This window comes from Bifidobacterium sp. B4081 (assembly GCF_026537335.1).
GTDB lineage: Bacteria > Actinomycetota > Actinomycetes > Actinomycetales > Bifidobacteriaceae > Bombiscardovia.
In genome coordinates, this window is sequence record NZ_JAFNMM010000003.1 from 46,015 (window position 1) to 63,793 (window position 17,779).

The 17,779-nt window shown below is 63.7% G+C and carries 13 protein-coding genes; 3 read left to right on the forward strand and 10 right to left on the reverse strand.

Features of this window, described 5'->3' with window-relative positions; all coding sequences use genetic code 11:
• The first annotated feature begins 105 nt into the window (after positions 1–105).
• Genes J3T92_RS06870 through J3T92_RS06880 form a run of 3 tightly spaced genes read left to right on the forward strand, consistent with a single transcriptional unit; the run spans position 106 to position 5,716 of the window.
• A complete protein-coding gene (locus J3T92_RS06870; RefSeq protein ID WP_267400679.1) occupies positions 106–768 on the forward strand; it encodes a class I SAM-dependent methyltransferase in 663 nt (220 codons plus the stop codon).
• Complete coding sequence (gene hrpA, locus J3T92_RS06875) at positions 765–4,832, forward strand: ATP-dependent RNA helicase HrpA (protein ID WP_267400681.1); 4,068 nt, start codon at positions 765–767, stop codon at positions 4,830–4,832. The genes J3T92_RS06870 and hrpA overlap by 4 nt, the downstream gene beginning before the upstream one ends.
• Positions 4,829–5,716, forward strand: coding sequence for a hemagglutinin (locus J3T92_RS06880; RefSeq protein WP_267400684.1), 888 nt, complete (start codon positions 4,829–4,831; stop codon positions 5,714–5,716). Before hrpA ends, J3T92_RS06880 begins: the two co-directional genes overlap by 4 nt.
• Positions 5,717–5,725: 9 nt before the next feature.
• Here the strand turns inward: J3T92_RS06880 and glnA are convergent, their stop codons facing one another.
• The 10 genes from glnA to J3T92_RS06930 form a co-directional block, all read right to left on the reverse strand.
• Entirely contained in the window at positions 5,726–7,063 is a 1,338-nt protein-coding gene (gene glnA, locus J3T92_RS06885; protein ID WP_267400686.1) for a type I glutamate--ammonia ligase, read from the reverse strand.
• Positions 7,064–7,109: 46 nt separating this feature from the next.
• Positions 7,110–7,841, reverse strand: coding sequence for a bifunctional 1-(5-phosphoribosyl)-5-((5-phosphoribosylamino)methylideneamino)imidazole-4-carboxamide isomerase/phosphoribosylanthranilate isomerase PriA (gene priA, locus J3T92_RS06890; RefSeq protein WP_267400688.1), 732 nt, complete (start codon positions 7,839–7,841; stop codon positions 7,110–7,112).
• Positions 7,842–7,843: 2 nt separating this feature from the next.
• Positions 7,844–8,602, reverse strand: coding sequence for an imidazole glycerol phosphate synthase subunit HisH (gene hisH / locus J3T92_RS06895; protein WP_267400691.1), 759 nt, complete (start codon positions 8,600–8,602; stop codon positions 7,844–7,846).
• Positions 8,603–8,633: 31 nt separating this feature from the next.
• Positions 8,634–9,386 carry a hypothetical protein gene (locus J3T92_RS06900; RefSeq protein WP_267400693.1) on the reverse strand — a complete coding sequence of 251 codons (753 nt, stop codon included), beginning with the start codon at positions 9,384–9,386 and terminating at the stop codon, positions 8,634–8,636.
• Positions 9,383–9,985 (reverse strand): imidazoleglycerol-phosphate dehydratase HisB, encoded by a 603-nt coding sequence (hisB, locus tag J3T92_RS06905; protein WP_267400695.1) that lies wholly within the window; start codon positions 9,983–9,985, stop codon positions 9,383–9,385. Before hisB ends, J3T92_RS06900 begins: the two co-directional genes overlap by 4 nt.
• 98 nt (positions 9,986–10,083) lie before the next feature.
• On the reverse strand, positions 10,084–11,232 hold the full coding sequence (locus tag J3T92_RS06910; protein ID WP_267400697.1) for a histidinol-phosphate transaminase: 1,149 nt from the start codon (positions 11,230–11,232) through the stop codon (positions 10,084–10,086).
• Positions 11,229–12,626 carry a histidinol dehydrogenase gene (hisD, locus tag J3T92_RS06915; protein ID WP_267400699.1) on the reverse strand — a complete coding sequence of 466 codons (1,398 nt, stop codon included), beginning with the start codon at positions 12,624–12,626 and terminating at the stop codon, positions 11,229–11,231. Before hisD ends, J3T92_RS06910 begins: the two co-directional genes overlap by 4 nt.
• 82 nt (positions 12,627–12,708) lie before the next feature.
• The gene (dnaE, locus tag J3T92_RS06920; RefSeq protein WP_267400700.1) at positions 12,709–16,266 is read right to left on the reverse strand and encodes a DNA polymerase III subunit alpha; all 3,558 of its coding nucleotides are present in this window, start codon (positions 16,264–16,266) and stop codon (positions 12,709–12,711) included.
• Between the two features lie 43 nt (positions 16,267–16,309).
• Positions 16,310–17,239 (reverse strand): RluA family pseudouridine synthase, encoded by a 930-nt coding sequence (locus J3T92_RS06925; protein ID WP_267400701.1) that lies wholly within the window; start codon positions 17,237–17,239, stop codon positions 16,310–16,312.
• Positions 17,236–17,766 (reverse strand): signal peptidase II, encoded by a 531-nt coding sequence (locus J3T92_RS06930; protein ID WP_267400702.1) that lies wholly within the window; start codon positions 17,764–17,766, stop codon positions 17,236–17,238. The genes J3T92_RS06925 and J3T92_RS06930 overlap by 4 nt, the downstream gene beginning before the upstream one ends.
• Positions 17,767–17,779: the final 13 nt, after the last annotated feature.

The following is a 17,779-nucleotide window of genomic DNA, read 5'->3' on the forward strand; positions in this document are numbered from 1 at the left end:
ATCCGGTATAGGCGGAATCATGACACAGTCTTTATTATCATCTTCTTAGCAGACATCAGTGAGTGCCCGAGGGACGGGCAGGATTCGAAGACGGACAGGATGGACATGACGCACAGGGACCATGGCAGCAGCCGGGGACAATCCTCCAGGACCGGGACGGACGGAGGCGAACAGTACTTCGTGACCCGTCCGGCCTCCCCCGACCAGCGGCGGACCATCCAGGTGGAGCTGGCCGGCCGTACCTGCCAGGTGGAGGTCTCCCACGGGGTCTTCTCGTCAGGAAGGCTTGACCTGGGGACTTCGGTCCTGCTCAAACGCGTCCCCCAGCCTCCGGCCGAGGGCGATTTTCTGGATCTGGGCTGCGGCTGGGGGCCCATAGCCCTGAGCATGGCCATGCAGTCGCCCAAGGCTGACGTCTACGCTGTGGACACCAACCTGCGAGCCCTGGACCTTACCGCCCGCAACGCACAAACCCAGGGTCTTGACAGGGTGCGCACCCTAACCCCGGAACAGGTGCCGGACGATCTGCACTTCGACCTGATCTGGTCCAATCCGCCCATCCGGGTGGGCAAGGCGGCCCTGCACGACATACTGATGACCTACCTACCCAGGCTAAAGCCCCAGGGCCGTGCCTATCTGGTGGTCCAGCGCAACCTGGGTGCCGACTCCCTGATTCCCTGGCTGGCTGACACCCTGGGCTCCGGCTGGACGGCGGAGAAATACGCCTCAGCCAAGGGCTACCGGGTCATCGAGGTGGGCCGGGCATGAGGTTCGAGTATCCAGCCGAGCTGCCCATCAGCGCGGCCAAGGAGGACATCGTCCATGCCGTGCAGTCCTCCCAGGTGGTCATCGTCTCGGGACAGACCGGCTCGGGCAAGACGACCCAGATCCCCAAGATCCTCCTGGAAATGGGCCGTGGCGACCACGGCCGCCAGATTGTGCACACCCAGCCCAGGAGGATCGCCGCCAGAACCGTGGCCGAGCGTATCGCCTCGGAGACGGGCACCAGGCTGGGCGACCAGATCGGCTACCAGGTACGTTTCACCGACAAGTCCAGCCGAAGCACCCGCCTGCGAGTGGTCACCGACGGCATCCTCCTGGCGCAGATCCAGGGCGATCCGCAACTGCGGGCCTACGACACCATCATCATCGACGAGGCCCACGAGCGCAGCCTCAACATCGACTTTCTGCTGGGGTATCTGACCGCCCTGCTGCCCAAACGGCCCGATCTTAAACTGATCATCACCTCGGCCACCATCGATTCGGTCAAGTTCCGGGACCACTTCGCCAAGGCCCTGCACACCCAGGTGCCCGTGCTGGAGGTCTCCGGCCGTACTTATCCGGTCCAGACCCTCTACGAGCCTGCCGGATCGGCCCCTGCCCTGATGCGGCATGTCCCCGGGTTCGACTCCGAGGAGGAGGGCCAGGACAGGGAGGAGCCGGACATACCCAAGGCGGTGGCCCGGGCCTGCGCTGAACTGGTCATCCACTCCACCCATGTCGACGGCCCCAGGGACATCCTGGTCTTCGCCGCCGGCGAGCGCGACATCCGGGAGTACGAGACTGCCATGCGGCGCCACTTCGGCCCGCGGACTTCCGACATGCGTCGCCCGGATGCCCTGGAGATCATCCCCCTCTTCGCCCGCCTGTCCGCCAAGGAGCAGCACCGGGTCTTCGAACACCACGGCCATCAGCGCATCGTCATCGCCACCAATGTGGCCGAAACCTCCCTGACGGTGCCGGGCATCCGATACGTGGTGGACCCCGGACTGGCCAGAATCAGCCGCTATTCCAAGTCGGCCAAGGTCCAGCGGCTGCCCATCGAGCCCATCTCCCAGGCCTCGGCCGATCAGCGTGCAGGCCGCTGCGGACGTGTGGCCGACGGCATCGCCATCCGCCTGTATGCCAAGGACGACTACGACACCCGTCCCAAGTTCACCGACCCGGAGATCCTGCGCACATCCCTGGGGTCGGTCATCCTGCACATGCTCTCGGTAGGTGTGGCCCATACGGCCGAGGACGTCACCGACTTCGGCTTCATCGATCCGCCCGACACCCGTGCGGTCAGCGACGGTCTACGCAAACTGACCGAGCTGCAGGCCATATCCCGGCAGCAGGGCCTCATCCGTCTGACCAATCTGGGACGGCGGCTGGCCAGAATCCCCATCGACATCCGCCTGGGCAGAATGATCCTGCAGGCCGGTCAGGACGCCACCCCGGACACCCTGGCCGCTGTTCTGGTGGTCGTGGCCTTCCTCTCCCTGCAGGACCCTCGCGAGCGCCCGGAGGAGAAGCGCGAGGAGGCCGACCGGATCCACGCCCGCTACGAGGACCCCTCCAGCGACTTCCTGACGGCCCTGAACATCTGGAACCGATTTTTCCCGCAGGACAAGGAGCCCTCCAACGGGACCCTGCGCAAGGCCTGCAAGCAGGAGTACATGGCCTTCCTGCGCATGCGGCAGTGGCATGACCTCTACCGGCAGCTGGCCCAGATGTGCCGAGGCCTGCACATGAAAGTGGGTTCCCCAGTACCTGTCAAGGGACCGGACCAGACCCTGCTGGACCTGCCTATTGGGCAGCAGGCAGCACACGCCCTGGTCTGCTCCTGGGACGACCAGGGCATCCACCGTTCCATGCTGGCTGGCCTGCTCTCCAGCATGGGCATGCAGGTGGTTCACGAACCCAAGGCCTCCGATTTCGCCGGCCTGCATGGCGCGGCCCGGGCCAAGGCTATGAAGCGGGCACGCCGGCAGGCCAAGAACGACTATCAGGGTGCGCGCGGCACACATTTCGCCATCTTCCCAGGTTCTGCACTCTCCAAGGCCAATCCGCCCTGGATTATGGCTGCTGAGCTGGTGGAGACCTCCCGGCTCTGGGCTCGCTGCTGCGCGGCCATCGATCCGGCCTGGGCCGAGCCCCTGGCCAAGTCCCTGACCAGAACCACCTACGCCGAACCCCACTGGTCGGCCTCCCGTGGTGCCGCGGTGGCGACCTCCAAGGTCCTGCTCTATGGTCTGCCCATCGTGCGCGACCGGACCGTCCAATGGGCACGGATCAACCCGGGCCAGGCTCGGGATATGCTGATACGCCAGGGCCTAGTGCAGGGCGACGTGCGCGAGCGCTTCCCCCATGACGGCTTCATCCAGGCCAACCGGCAGGTGCTCAGCGAGGCTGGCGAGCGGACCAGCCGAACCCGCCAAGTGACCGGCACCGTCACCGAAGAGGACCTTTACGATTTCTACCAGGAACACATTCCCCAGGAGGCCACCTCCCTGGCCGCACTGGGCTCTTGGTGGCGGAAGCACCACGATGCGGACCCGCACCTGTTGGACTTCGACCCTGACAAGGTGGAGCGCCTGAACGACCAGTCCGCCTCCTATCGACCCGGAGACTACCCCGACCACTGGCACACCCTGGGCACCGACGGCCGGCCCATGGATCTGCCCCTGACCTATCGCTACCAGCCGGGAGAGCCTGACGACGGCATCACAGTCCACATCCCCCTGCACTGCCTGAACCAGCTGACGCCAGGACAGTTCAGCTGGACTGTGCCCGGCCTCCTGGACGACCTGATCACAGCCACCATCAAGTCCCTGCCCAAGGCCCTCCGGGTCCAGTTCGTTCCCGCCCCTGACGCCGCCCGGACCATCCGCTCCTGGATAGACGGCCACTATCCCCTGCTGCCCGGTGCCGATCCTGCGTCGGCAGAGCAGGCCACCTACGGGTCGGCAGACCAGCATGCGGACGGAGACGAAAATGGTGCAGGAGCCATCCCCACCGGGGGCTGGCCGGACTTCGAGCAGGTCTTCACAGCCGCGGCCATTGATACTCTCGGAGCCCAGCTACACCCGGAGGTCTTCACCCAGGCCAGGCTGGAACGACTGCCCGACTACCTGCGGCCCACCTTCCAGGTGGAGGAGAAACGGCGCCACGGCCACCCCAAGGTCCTGGGCCGGTCCAAGTCCTTGACCGATCTGCAGCGAAACCTGGCTGGACAGGCCCGACAGTCGGCCCGGTCACGGGTGGACTCCCAGGCCAGCAAGGCCGCCCAACAGGGCCAGGTGGTCAAGAGCGCCGACCTCCTCCACCAGTCCGGCGCCACCACCAAACCGCGCGAGGAACTGATCTGGCAGGTCGCCCTGTACAAGCTCCACCTGCCTGCCCAGCGGATCTCCTCACGCTGGCTGAGCCGGGAAGCCCTGATGTTGGCTTCGGCCCCCTACCCGGACACCTCTGCCCTTGCCGAAGACCTGCAGATGGCCGCTGTCAAGCGACTGATCCCCCACACCGAGACCATCACCGACGATCAGACCCTGCAGGAGGCTGTGGCCGGCGTCAGCCAGGTCTACGAGGACACTGTGTATCAGGTGGCCAAGGATGTGGTTGCCATTCTGGAGACTTCGGCCCAGGTGGACAAGGCCGTGTCTGGCCCGGCCGATTTGCCCCTGCTCTCCGTCCTGCAGTGGATACGCCAGCACTCGGCCAGCCTGGTGGCCAAGGGCTTCATCGGCGCCGACCCGCCCTATGCCCTTCCCCGCCTGCGCACATACCTGAAGGCGGACCTGATGCGCCTGGACAAGGCCCGTAGGGACAAGGACCGTGACGTACGATGGGCATGGCAGGCACAGACCGCCCAGGATCTGGTGGGCCAGGCGGCCAAGACGGCCCAGGCTCTGCCCGCCGGTCCCGGAAGAGACCAGGCCATGGACCGTGCACGAAGGGGACGTTGGATGATGGAGGAGTACTTCGTCTCCATCTGGGCCCAGGAGTTGGGGACAGCAATCCCTGTCAGTCTGCAACGAATCAGGAAGGTGCTGGAAGGAAAGCCATGAGCAAAAGACCATCGGGACGATCACGTAAGGGCGGCACCAAACGCGGAGGGACGAGCCTCCGCCGCGCGCAGACCTTGGGGGCCGCCCTGATGGCCGTAGTCCTGGTGGTCGCCCTATGCATCCTGGCTGTCCGCTTCGTCTCCTACCGGCTGATGGTAGGCCGCGTCATCCGCCACCAGGAGGAGCTGTCCCAGGAGTACGTTTTCAATCCAGGCAAAATCATCACCGATCACCGTTTCCATGACACCGTGGACATGAACGCCGACGACGTCCAGGCCTTTTTAAACAAACACGAGGCCTCATGCAACGGATCCACCTGCCTGCGCAGCCTGCAGATGGATGTTCCCGACCGTCCCGGTGACGGTCTATGTGATGCCTACAAGGGCGGCAAGAAACAGAGCGCGGCTCAGATCATCGACGGGGCCGCCCGCTCCTGTGGAATCAGCCAGAAGGTCCTCCTGACCATGCTGGAAAAGGAGCAGCATCTAGTGGCCACCAATCATCCCCCCACCCAGGTCCAGCTTCGGTCGGCCATGGGCCTTTCCTGCCCAGATGATGCAGACTGTGACACCCGCTATGCCGGATTCTTCAATCAGGTCTACGGGGCTGCCCACCGATTCCGCTACTACCAGGCCCATCGGAACCAGTATGCCTACCAGACCAAGGCTCTGAACGATGTACGCTTCAGCCCCGATGTCTCCTGTGGCAGCGGCAAAGTCTACATCGAAAATGATGCCACTGCCCTGCTCTACATCTATACGCCCTACCAACCCAACGAGGCAGCGCTACAGGCAGGCGACGGCGAAGGCGACCGCTGCTCCAGCTACGGCAACCGCAACTTCGTCATCATCTACAACAATTGGTTCGGCCGATCGGACCAGTGAGCCCCGGTTTCAAAGCCTAGGCAGGTAGTAGGCCAGCTCGTAGGGGGTGACCTGCCGGCTGTACCCGGCCCACTCCCGATGCTTGTTGCGCAGGAAATACTCGAAGGTCTGCTCGCCCAGCACCTGGGCCACGAAGTCCGACTTCTCCATGACCTTCAGCGCCGCGTCCAGGCTGTCAGGCAGGGGTTCGATGCCCAAGGCCTGACGCTCAGCGTCGGTCAGCTCCCAGACGTCGTCGCTGGTGGGCTCGCCCAGGGTCATCTTCTGCTCGATCCCGTCCAGGCCGGCAGCCAGCAGCACCGAGTATGCCAGGTAGGGGTTGGCCCCTGGATCCAGCCCGCGGAACTCCATCCTGGCCGAGTTGCCCTTACCGGGCTTGTACTGGGGTATGCGCAGGAGGGCGGACCGGTTGTTGTGCCCCCAGCAGACGTAGCTGGGCGCCTCGGCCCCGCCCCAGAGCCGCTTGTATGAGTTGACGTACTGGTCGGTCACCGCGCAGATCTCAGCCGCATGGGCCAGGATGCCGGCTGCAAACTGCCGGGCCGTCTGGGACATGTTGAACTCCTGGCCCACCTCGTAGAAGGCGTTGGCGTCGCCCTCGAACAGGCTCAGATGGGTGTGCATGCCCGAGCCCGGCTGGTCGGTGAAGGGCTTGGGCATGAAGCTGGCGTAAATCCCCCGCTCCAGGGAGATCTCCTTGACTACGGTCCTGAAGGTCATGATGTTGTCGGAGGTGGTCAGGGCGTCAGCATAGCGCAGGTCGATCTCATTCTGACCCGGTCCGGCTTCGTGGTGGGAGTATTCCACCGAGATGCCCATCTGCTCCAGCATGTTGACGCAGGCCCGGCGGAAGTCCATCCCCGGGCTGCGGGGCACGTGGTCGAAGTAGCCGCCCTCGTCGATAGGGGTCGGGGTCTGGGACCAGTCATCCTGGTTTTCAAACAGGTAGAACTCAATCTCCGGATGCGTGTAGAAGATGAAGCCCTTCTCCTTGGCCTTGGCCAAGGCCCGCTTGAGCACGTGCCGGGGATCCCCGCTGCTGGGCTCGCCGTCCGGGGTGAGCACGTCGCAGAAGATTCGCGCTGTGCCCTGCGGCCCTCCCCTCCAGGGAAGTATCTGGAAGGTGGATGGGTCGGGCTTGACGATCATGTCGTCCTCGGAGACCCTGGTCATGCCCTCGATGGCCGAGCCGTCAAAGCCCAGTCCCTCCTCGAAGGCCACCTCCAGCTCGGTAGGCGCTATGGCCACCGACTTCAGGGTTCCCAAGACGTCGGTGAACCAGAGGCGAATGAACCGGACATCGCGCTCCTCGACAGTGCGCAGCGCGAACTCCTCTTGTTTATCCATAGAGCTTATGCTCCCATTCCTATATTTCGCAGACTTGCTTATAGCGTTAACAATGCCCCGAGACCAGGTCCAGCGCCTGCTCCAGGGTGAAGGCCCCTTCATAAAGGGACTTGCCCAGAATAGCGCTGTCCACGCCCCGATCGACCAGGTCCAGGATGTGACTCAGGTCATCCAGACTGGAGATGCCCCCGGAAGCGGTCACCTTGGCCGGAGTCCGGTCAGCCACCTGGCCCAGCAGATCCAGGTTGGGGCCGGTCATCATCCCATCGCAGGTCACGTCGGTGACCACGTACCGGCTGCACCCGTCCCGGTCCAATCGTTCCATGGCCTCGAAGAGATCTCCGCCCTGTCTGGTCCAGCCCCGGGCGGCCAGGGTGTGTCCACGCACGTCCAAACCCACGCAGACTTTCTGTCCGTAGCGAGCCAGGACCTGGCTGGTCCACTCCGGATCCTCCAGGGCCGCCGTGCCGATGTTGACCCGGGTGGCACCGGCATCCAGGGCGGCCTTCAAGCTGGCGTCGTCGCGGATGCCGCCGCTGAGCTCCACCTTGACGCGATCGCCCAGCTGGTTGACCAGGGCGGCCAACTTGTCACGGTTGTCTCCGGTACCGAAAGCCGCATCCAGGTCGACCAGGTGGAGCCACTCGGCACCCTGGTCGACCCAGGCCTTGGCTGCATCGGCAGGCTCGCCGTAGACCTTCTCGGAGCCGGAGACCCCTTGCCTGAGACGGACCGCCTTTCCGTCGCGGACATCGACAGCGGGTAGCAGCGTCAGCATCTTCATTCACCTTTCTCGGAGGGGAGTCCGGAAGCCCCGGGAAGGGTCCGCACCCAATTGGTCAGCAACCGTGCCCCGGCCTGACCGGACTTTTCCGGATGGAACTGAGTGGCGCTCAAGGGACCGCACTCATAGGCAGCCACGAACCTGCTGCGCCCATAGGTGGCCCAGGTAACCAGCGGTTCACCAAAAGTGACGCCCTGTGAGGTCTTGCCTGACTCCGGCTGGCTGCCGCTTTGTTCATTCAACGCCGAAACTCGTAGGGCCAGGTCGTGCTGTGTCTCGCCGGCCCGGTCATCCCCCTGCACCGCCATAGCTGCATAGGAGTGGACGAAGTAGAAACGCTGATCCTGAACCCCCGCCAGCAGTTGTGTTCCCTGAGGTGCCTGGACATGATCCCAGCCCATATGGGGCACGACATCAGCATCCAGCTTGGTCACCCGACCGGGGATCAGGCCCATTCCGGGTTCGCTGCGGCCATCCTCGTCCCCGAACTGGAACATGATCTGAAGACCTATGCAGACCCCTAGAACCGGTAGACCCTGGGTCAGGCGGTCCAGGATGATCCGATCGCCGCCGACGGCGCGTAACCCCGCCATGCAGGCCCCGTAAGCCCCCACGCCGGGAATGACCAGGCCGTCGGCCTTCATGGCCAGGTCTTGGTCGGCGCTGATTTGGGCATCTACCCCCAGCTGGGAGAGGGCATGCACCATGGATCTGACATTGCCGAACCCATAGTCAAGCACCTGTATCCTGGTCATGTTCCTCCTAGCAGGTCTTTGGTCTCAACGATTACTCGACGCGACCCTGGCGGGTCGATCCTCCGGCCCCGAACCTGGTGTGCGAAGCGATGATGCCCATGGCCTTCTCGCGGTTGTACTCCCCCGAGTCGAAGATGGTGGCCCCATCCTGGCGCAGCCTGTCCACCGTAGTGGTCCCGATCATCAGGTCCTCCACGAAGTCGGCGGTAGCGGCAAAGAGAATGGGCGGCGCAAGCGTTTGCCCCGACTGTCCGCTGATCCAGAGGGTCACTTCGAGCTTGTCGGCCCTGTTGACCGCCAGGATGGCGCTGAGCCCGGATACGACGGTAGTCAGATCGCGGATGGCTGCCTCGGGTCCGTCACCGTCCAGGTTTCTCAGGACGGCCACGGCACCCTCACGGGCCTGAATGCACCAGGCCGAGATATCGGAGATTTGGCAGAAGGCCGCCAGAAGCTCTGCCGAAGCCAGACGGGTCACCATGACGGCGGCCTTGGCCCGGTTGCCGATCAGACCTTCCAGTTCCTGATCGAAATCGGCAGCAACACCATCAGTCCCATCTGGTTCCACCGACGATTCGTCAGTGGGCGCAGAATCCGAACCAGCCTCGTCATCCACTCCTGATGCAGACCGTTCAACAGGTTGATCCGCTTGATCCTGGCCCTCATTGAACTCGGCCTCAAAGCTGGCCAGGGCCCGCTCGACCTCCTCCTCGCTCAGATGATGGCCGGAATCCGGCAGGTCCTGATCCTTGCCGTCCTTGTTATCGTGTTCATCAGCGCTCATAGCGACCCCTTGGTGCTGGGGATGCCCTTCACCCTGGGATCAGGCTCCACAGCAAAGCGCAAGGCCCTGGCCAGGGCCTTGAACTCAGCCTCGGCAATGTGGTGCGGATCCCTGCCCGACAAAAGAATCAGGTGCAGGCAGATGCCGGCGTGCAGGGCGATGGACTCCATGACGTGCCTTACCAGGGAGCCGGTGAAGTGCCCGCCGATCATGGCGTACTCGAACCCTTCCGGTTCGCCGGCGCAGACCGCATAGGGCCTGCCGGAAATGTCGACCACGGCTCGGGCCAGAGCCTCGTCCAGGGGAACAGTGGCGTCAGCGAAGCGCTTGATGCCCCGCTTGTCCCCCAAAGCTTGGGCCAGGGCCTCGCCAAAGACGATGGCCACATCCTCGACGGTGTGGTGGACGTCGATCTGTGTGTCCCCGCTGGCCTTGATGGTCAGGTCAATCAGGGAATGCCTGCCCAAGGCCGTCATCATATGGTCATAGAAGGGAACTGAGGTGTCGATGTCGGTCACTCCGGTGCCATCCAGGTCCAGACTCAGACTCACCTTGGATTCACTGGTCTGGCGGGTGATGGTGGCTGTTCTGCCTGCCATTGCTGCTCCTCCGCTTTCTTGCCGCGCATTCCAGTCCGCACTGCGGCTCCTGCACGGCATCTAGACCACCAGCATAGCCGTGCCGCTGGTCTGATCCTTCAGAACCGCTTGAGGACATGGACCAGGGTTTGACGGAATCGCTCCATCTCCGCGTCCGTGCCCATGCAGACCCTCAGGTAGCCCTGAGGACCGACAGCCCGGATCAGCACGCCTTCATCCTTCATGGCCTCGAAGATGGCATCGCGGTCGGGGAAGGTACCGAAGAGGATAAAGTTGGAGGCCGAGGGGACCACGGTCAAGGGACGACCATGGAACTTCTGTCCGGCCAGCCACTCAGCGGTTTCCCGACGGGTCTGGCGAAGCTGATCCACCCGAGCCAGCTGGAGGTCGGTGTGCTCCAGGGCAGCCAGGGCCGCAGCCTGGGTCAGGGCGCTCAGGTGGTAGGGCATACGAACGATGCGGACCGCGTCAACTATTCCCCTGGATGCTGCCAGGTAGCCCACCCTGGCGCCGGCGAAGGCGAAGGCCTTGGACATGGTCCGGGTGACTGCCAGATGGTCGTACTGCCCGATCAGACTGACCGCCGAGGGCGTGCCCGGGTCTCGGAACTCGATGTAGGCCTCATCCACGACCACGATGGGCTGGGCGGACTTATCCGCGCCCGCTACAGGGACCTTGGAGCAGGCCTCCAGGAGCCTGGTCAGCTGATCCATGGGCAGGGGCGTCCCCGTGGGATTGTTGGGGCTGGTGACCAGGACCATGGCGGGGCCTAGCGTCTTGATGCGCTCGATGGTCGTTTCAATATCCAGGCTGAAATCAGGCTGCCGATGAGCCAGCTCCCAGTCTGTGAAGGTGTCTCTGGCGTACTCGGGATACATGGAGTAGGTCGGATCGCAGCCCAAGGCGATCCTGCCCGGTCCACCGAAGGCCTGGAAGAGCTGGAGCATGATCTCGTTGGACCCGTTGGCCGCCCAGATCTGCTCGGGTTGGAGCGAGGTCCCTGACTCCTTCTTCAGATAGGCAGACAAGGCCCGCCGCAGATCCTCATGCTCCCTGTCCGGATAGCGGTTGAGACCGGGGGCCGCCTGGCGCACACGCTGGCAGATGGCATCGACCACCTCCTGGTCCAGGGGGTAGGGGTTCTCGTTCACATTCAGACAGACCGGGACATCCAGCTGGGGGGCGCCATAGGGCTCCTCCCCTACCAAGTCCCTACGGAGGGGAAGATCGGCAGGTATGGCACTCACCGCAGACCGGCATTCTCTTCGTTGGCTTCCAGGTCGGCCTTGTCGTAGGGATCCTCCAGGAACCGGCTCAGGACGCACTCGCCATGGGCGGGCAGATCCTCGGATACGGCGAAATCATTGATCTTGGCTGCGATGGGCTTGAGCCCTTCCTGGTCATATTCGATGACTTCGACAGGTTTCATGAAGGTGTGGACGCCCAGGGCCACGTCGAACCGGGCGGTGCCGCCGGTGGGCAGGACGTGGTTGGACCCGGACATGTAGTCGCCCAAGGGCACAGGAGCGTAAGGGCCGCGGAAGATGGCCCCTGCATTCCGAATCCGGTCGATGACGGCATCAGGATCGGCCGTCTGAACCTCCAGATGCTCGGCGGCATAGGCATTGGCCACGTCGATGGACTGGTCGATTCCGTCGGTCAGGATGATTCCCGACTGGTTGCCGCCCAGGGAGGTGCGCACCCGGTCGGCGTGCTCGGTCCTAGGCACCCTGCGATCCAGGGCCTCCTGAACGCCCTGGGCCAGGTCCTGGCTGTCGGTGATCAGCACCGAGCCGGCCAGCTCGTCATGCTCGGCCTGTCCGATCAGGTCTGCTGCCACCCAGTCGGGGTTGGCCTGGCCGTCGGCTAGAATAGCGATTTCCGTGGGTCCTGCCACGGCATCGATTCCCACCATGCCGGAGACCATCTGCTTGGCCGTCGCAACAAAGATGTTGCCCGGGCCTGTGATCTTATCGACCGGGTCGCAGAGAATCTCCCCGTCCTGAGGTTCCGACCCCTTGGCCCCGTAAGCAAACATGGCTATAGCCTGGGCACCGCCCACGGCATAGACCTCATCCACGCCCAGGATGGCACAGGTGGCCAGGATGATGGCCGCTGGCAGACCACGGGGATCGTCAGAGGCGGGCGGAGTGGCCACGGCCAGGGAATCGACGCCGGCCACCTGGGCGGGCACTGCGTTCATGATGACCGAGGAAGGATACAGGGCCTTGCCTCCCGGCACGTAGAGACCTACGCGTTGGACCGGGATCCACCGCTCGCTGACCCGGGCACCGGGTGCCAGGTCGGTGGCCATGGGCTTGGGCACCTGGGTGGTGCAGACCTTGCGGATGCGGGTAACGGACTCCTCGATTGCCGCCCTGACCTTGGGATCAAGCCCCTCCAAGGCCTTCTGCATGGCCGATGCCGGGACCCTCAGATCATGGGGACGCACATGGTCGAACCTCTCCTCCAGGTCACGCAGGGCAGCGGCCCCATGCTCGCGCACCCGGTCCAGTATGGGCTGCACCTGGGCACTGGCCTCCCGGGTACCCATATCGGCACGGGGCATGGCGGCGAGAAGTTGGGCGCGGGACATGGTTTTCCCGCGCAGATCCATGGTTCTCATCATGAGCTTTGTCATACTTTGATGGTAGTGAACTTTTGTGTCGCCAAAGCCAGTGACTGACCACCGTCCCAAATGGTGAGACGGTTTCGGGCGCGTCCTAGGCCGACGGCAGGCAGGAGGGCCCGAACACCGACTTGATCTCGGCCATCATGGAGGTGTCGTGCCCGGTGCGGAATCCGTCGCCAAAGGTCAGCAGACGGACGTTGCCCCGGTCGTCGGTGACGGCCAGGCGGACCTGGCAGTAGCCGGGGTGGGACTTGAGTATCCGGGCCAGCCGCTCCATGTGCCCCCGATCCAGGGCCTGCCTGGGCAGGGTGATGGTCAATGGCCGCTCGTCCGCCGACTCCAGGACGGGCACCTCCATATCGTTGACGCGGATATTGGTGGCCTCATCGCGCAGCTCGACCAACCCCCTCACTCGGATGACCGAGTCCAGGGCCAGGTCGTCGGAGTGGGCGTCGTAGACCTTGCCGAAGAACATGCATTGGATGGAGCTCTCCAGGTCCTCAATGGTGACGATGGCCCAGGGATTGCCCTTCTTGGAGACCCGTCGGTCCACTGCAGTGACCAGCCCGGCCAGGGTCACCGCCTTGCCTTCCATGCCCCTGGACCGGTTGAGCAGCTGGGCGATGGACATGTCGCGCATGCCGGCCAGAACCGAGGTCATGCCGCTCAGCGGGTGGTCGGACACATACAGACCCAGCATCTGTCGCTCGAAGTTGAGCTTGGTGGACTTGTCCCACTCATCGATGTCGGGCACAGTCACTTGGGCGTCGCCCAAGGCATCCTGCTGGGGTGCGTCGTCATCGGCGTCGGCGAAGAGGTCGAACTGGCCCTCGGCCTGCTTGCGCTTGATGGGCATGACCTGGTCGACGGCCTCGTCGTGGATCTGGAAGAGGGCCCTTCTGTTGGGGTCGATACCGTCGAAGGCGCCGCCCTTGATCAGGGATTCCACGGTTCGCTTGTTGAGCACTTCCATGGGCACCCGCTTGACGAAGTCCATAAAGTTGATGTACTTGCCCCGGGGCCCCTGGCGCTCCTTGATGATGTCCGCCACCACCTTGTCGCCCACATTTCGGATGGCTCCCAGGCCGAAGCGGACCACGTCGCCGACAGCGGAATACTCGGACACGGACTCATTGATGTCGGGAGCCAGGATGCGGATGCCCATCCTTCTGGCCTCGCCCAGGTAGAGGGCGGTCTTGTCCTTGTTGGTCCGCTCGTTCTGCAGCAGGGCGGCCATGAATTCCACCGGATAGTGGGTCTTCAGGTAGGCGGTCCAGTATGCGATCAGGGCGTAGGCTGCCGAGTGCGCCTTGTTGAATGCGTAGCCGGAGAAGGGCACCAGGACGTCCCAGACCGCCTGGGCGGCCTCCTGGGAGTAGCCGTGCGCCTTCATGCCCTCAAAGAAGGGCACCTGCTCCTTGGCCAGGACGTCGGGCTTCTTCTTGCCCATGGCCCTTCGCAGCACATCGGCTCGGCCCAGGGAGTACCCGGCCAGAATTCGCGCTGCGGACTGGACCTGCTCCTGGTAGACGATCAGGCCGTAGGTCTCGTCCAGCACGCCCGCCAGGGGCTTGGCCACCTCGGGGTGGATGGGCTCGATCTTCTGCAGTCCGTTCTTGCGCTTTGCATAGTTGATGTGCGAGTTCATATCCATGGGCCCCGGCCGGTAGAGGGCGATCAGGGCGGAGATGTCGTTGAAGTTGTCGGGCTTAAGCATGCGCAGCAGGGATCGCATCCCGTCGCCATCGAGCTGGAAGACGCCCAGGGTGTCGCCCCGGGACAGCAGTTGGTAAGTCTCCTTGTCATCCAAGGGGACCTTCTCGATGCTGATGGGCTCCTTGCCGTTGCGCTCGATGTTGGTGACCGTGTCCCTGATGACCGTCAAGTTGGACAGCCCCAGGAAGTCCATCTTGACCAGCCCCAGGGTCTCGCAGGTGTGGTACTCGAAGGTGGTGGTCACCGTGCCGTCGGTGCGCTCCATCAGCGGTGAGGTATTGGTGATGGGATTGGAGGCCATGATGGTGGCACAGGCGTGCACACCGGTCTGGCGGATGATGCCCTCGATGCCTTTGGCCTCCTCGGTGATCCGCTTGACATCCGGGTTGGACTCGTACAGATCGCGGAACTCCTTGGCCTCCGGGTAGCGCTTGGACTGGGGGTCGAAGATCTCCTTGAGGCTCATGTCCTTGCCGTTGACCGTAGGCGGCAGGGCCTTGGTGACCTGGTCGCCAACGGAGTACTCGTAGTCCATGATCCTGGCTGAGTCCTTCAAGGCCTGTTTGGTCTTGATGGTGCCGTAGGTCACGCACTGGGCCACCTTATCGGAGCCGTACTTGCGGCCCACATAGTCCAGGACCTTCATGCGCCCCTCGGGGTCGAAGTCCACGTCGATATCAGGCAGGGAGACGCGCTCGGGGTTGAGGAAGCGCTCGAAGATCAGCCCGTGCTTGAGCGGGTCCAGCTCGGTGATGCCCATGGCGTAGGCCACCATGGATCCTGCCGCCGATCCACGGCCCGGCCCCACCATGATTCCGTGGTTCTTGGCCCAGTTGATGTAATCGGCCACAACCAGGAAGTATCCGGTGAACTGCATCTGGCAGATGACGCCGCACTCGTAGTCAGCCTGGTGGGAGACCTCCTCGGGCACCCCGTCCGGGTAGCGGTTCTTCAACCCCTCGTCCACCTTCTTCAGGAAGAGGGAGGTTTCGTCCCAGCCCTCCGGGCATTCGAAGCGGGGCATGAAGGCCCCGTCCTCGTGGTCGTCGAACATGACGTTGCAGCGTTCCGCGATCTCCAAGGTGTTGTCGCAGGCTTCTGGGAACTCCTTGAAAATCTCGCGCATCTCCTGGGCGGAGCGAATGTAGTAGCCGCTGCCATCGAACTTGAAGCGGCCGGGGTCGGTCAGCCGGGACCCCGAGTTGATGCAGAGCAAGGCATCCTGGGCCGAGGCATCGTCCTTGCGCACATAGTGCGAATCGTTGGTGGCCACTAGGGGTGCATCCAGACGACGAGCGATTTCCAGCAGATCCTTGGTCACCCGATGCTCGATCTCCAGCCCGTGGTCCATCAGCTCCACGTAATAGTTTTCCTTGCCGAAGATGTCCTGGAACTCCCCGGCGGCCCTCAGGGCCTCGTCGAACTGGCCCAGCCTCAGTCTGGTCTGAACGATGCCAGATGGGCAGCCAGTGGTGGCGATGACCCCCTGGTGATAGGTGGACAGCAGATCCTTGTCCATGCGGGGCCACTTGCCCACCAAGCCCTCCAGGTTGGCCACCGAGGAAGCCTTGATCAGGTTGACCAGGCCTGTGTCGTCACTGGCCCAGAGGGTCATGTGGGTGATGAAGCCGCCGCCGGAGACGTCGTCAGAACGCTGTTCGTCGGTTCCCCAGTGGACCCGGCTTTTGTCCTGGCGGGCAGTCTCAGGGGTCACGTAGGCCTCGATGCCGATGATGGGCTTGATGTCGGCATCCACGGCCGTCCGCCAGAGCTCGTAGGCCCCGTGCATGTTGCCGTGGTCTGTGATGGCCACGGCCGGCTGCTCCAAGCGACTCACCTCGGTTACCAGATCGGGAATCCTGCTGGCCCCGTCCAAGGTGGAATAGTGGGTGTGGGTGTGAAGGTGAACGAAGTCTGACCGGGTTGAGGACATATCTCCAACCTACCCAGATCCCTGGCCGAATCGCCGGAGTCCGCTAGCTGCGTATACCAGTGGCGCTCTGACGCTCGATCTGTAGGGAGCGGCGCAGATCAGCCGGGTAGGAGGAGACCACCTGGGTCCAGATTTTGGTGCGCGGATGGCGGAATTCCAAGCGCATGGCATGCAACCACTGCCGCTTCAGGCCCAGTCTGTCCGCCAGGTCGGGGTTGGCCCCATACATGTGGTCGCCCACCAGGGGATGACCTATGGAGGAGAAGTGCACACGTATCTGATGGGTACGCCCGGTCTCCAGATTGACGCTGACCAGGGTAGCCGAGCCGAAGCGCTCCAGCACATCCCAGTGGGTGATGGCCTCCTTGCCGGCAGGCGTGACCGTAAAGCGGAAGTCCGAGACGCGTGCCCGTCCGATGGGGGCCTCTATGGTGGCCTTGTCCTCGGTCAGGTTGCCCTGGACCAAGGCGTGGTAAATCTTGACCACCTCATGCCGGGCGAACTGCCGACGCATCTCCTTGTAGGCCAGGTCGGACTTGCAGACCAGCATAAGGCCGCTGGTGCCCGCGTCCAGGCGGGAGACGATGCCCTGACGGCCCTGGGCCCCCATGGAAGTGATGTGGGTGCCCCGCTGCAAAAGGCTGCCCAGAACGGTTGGGCCGGTCCAGCCTATGGAGGGATGGGCCGCCACCCCCACCGGCTTGTCTACGACTACCACGTCCTCGTCCTCGTAGACCACGGGCATATCTTCGGCCACCGGCTCAACCTGTTTGGCTGGCTCGGGCTCGTCCAGCTCGATAAGATCACCGCCCATCAGGGTTGTGGCCTTGTTTACCCGACGGCCCATGATCCGCACATGGCCCTGGGCCACCAGATCGCTGGCCTTGGCCCTGGACAGGCCCAGCATCTTGGACAGGGCCATGTCCAGGCGCCGACCCACCAAGGCATCAGGCGCGGGAAGAAGCCGGGTCACTTGGCCGCTCCCCCATGATCCGGTGTCTTGTCCCTGTCGCTGAACCGCACATTGCAGATAATGAGCACCACTACGGCCATGCCTGCCAGGGTCAGATACACGTCGGCCACATTGCCCACCGACCAGCCGTAGTCCAGAAAGTCGACCACGGCACCGTCAAGAAAACCGGAAGCATAGGCCGCCCTGTCGATCAAATTGCCTGCTGCCCCGGAAAAGGCCAGGGAGAGGACCAGGGTCCAGACCATGGAGGTGGTGCGCAGAGCCAGAACAATGATAAGCAGACAGGCCGCCAGAGCAATAAGGGATATGACCCAGGTGCTCCCGGACCCCAATCCAAGCGAAGCCCCGGGGTTGCGCACCAGACGCAGTCCACGCAACGGTCCAGGCAGAGCCACTCTGATCCCGTTGCCCAGCCGTGCCACGGCCAGGGCTTTGGTCACCTGGTCCAGGGCTATGGCCACTGCCGCCAGAGCAACGAAGACGGCCACGCGCCCGCGCAGCCGTCTCTTGTATATGTTCTTGGTCATTACCGGATGGAAT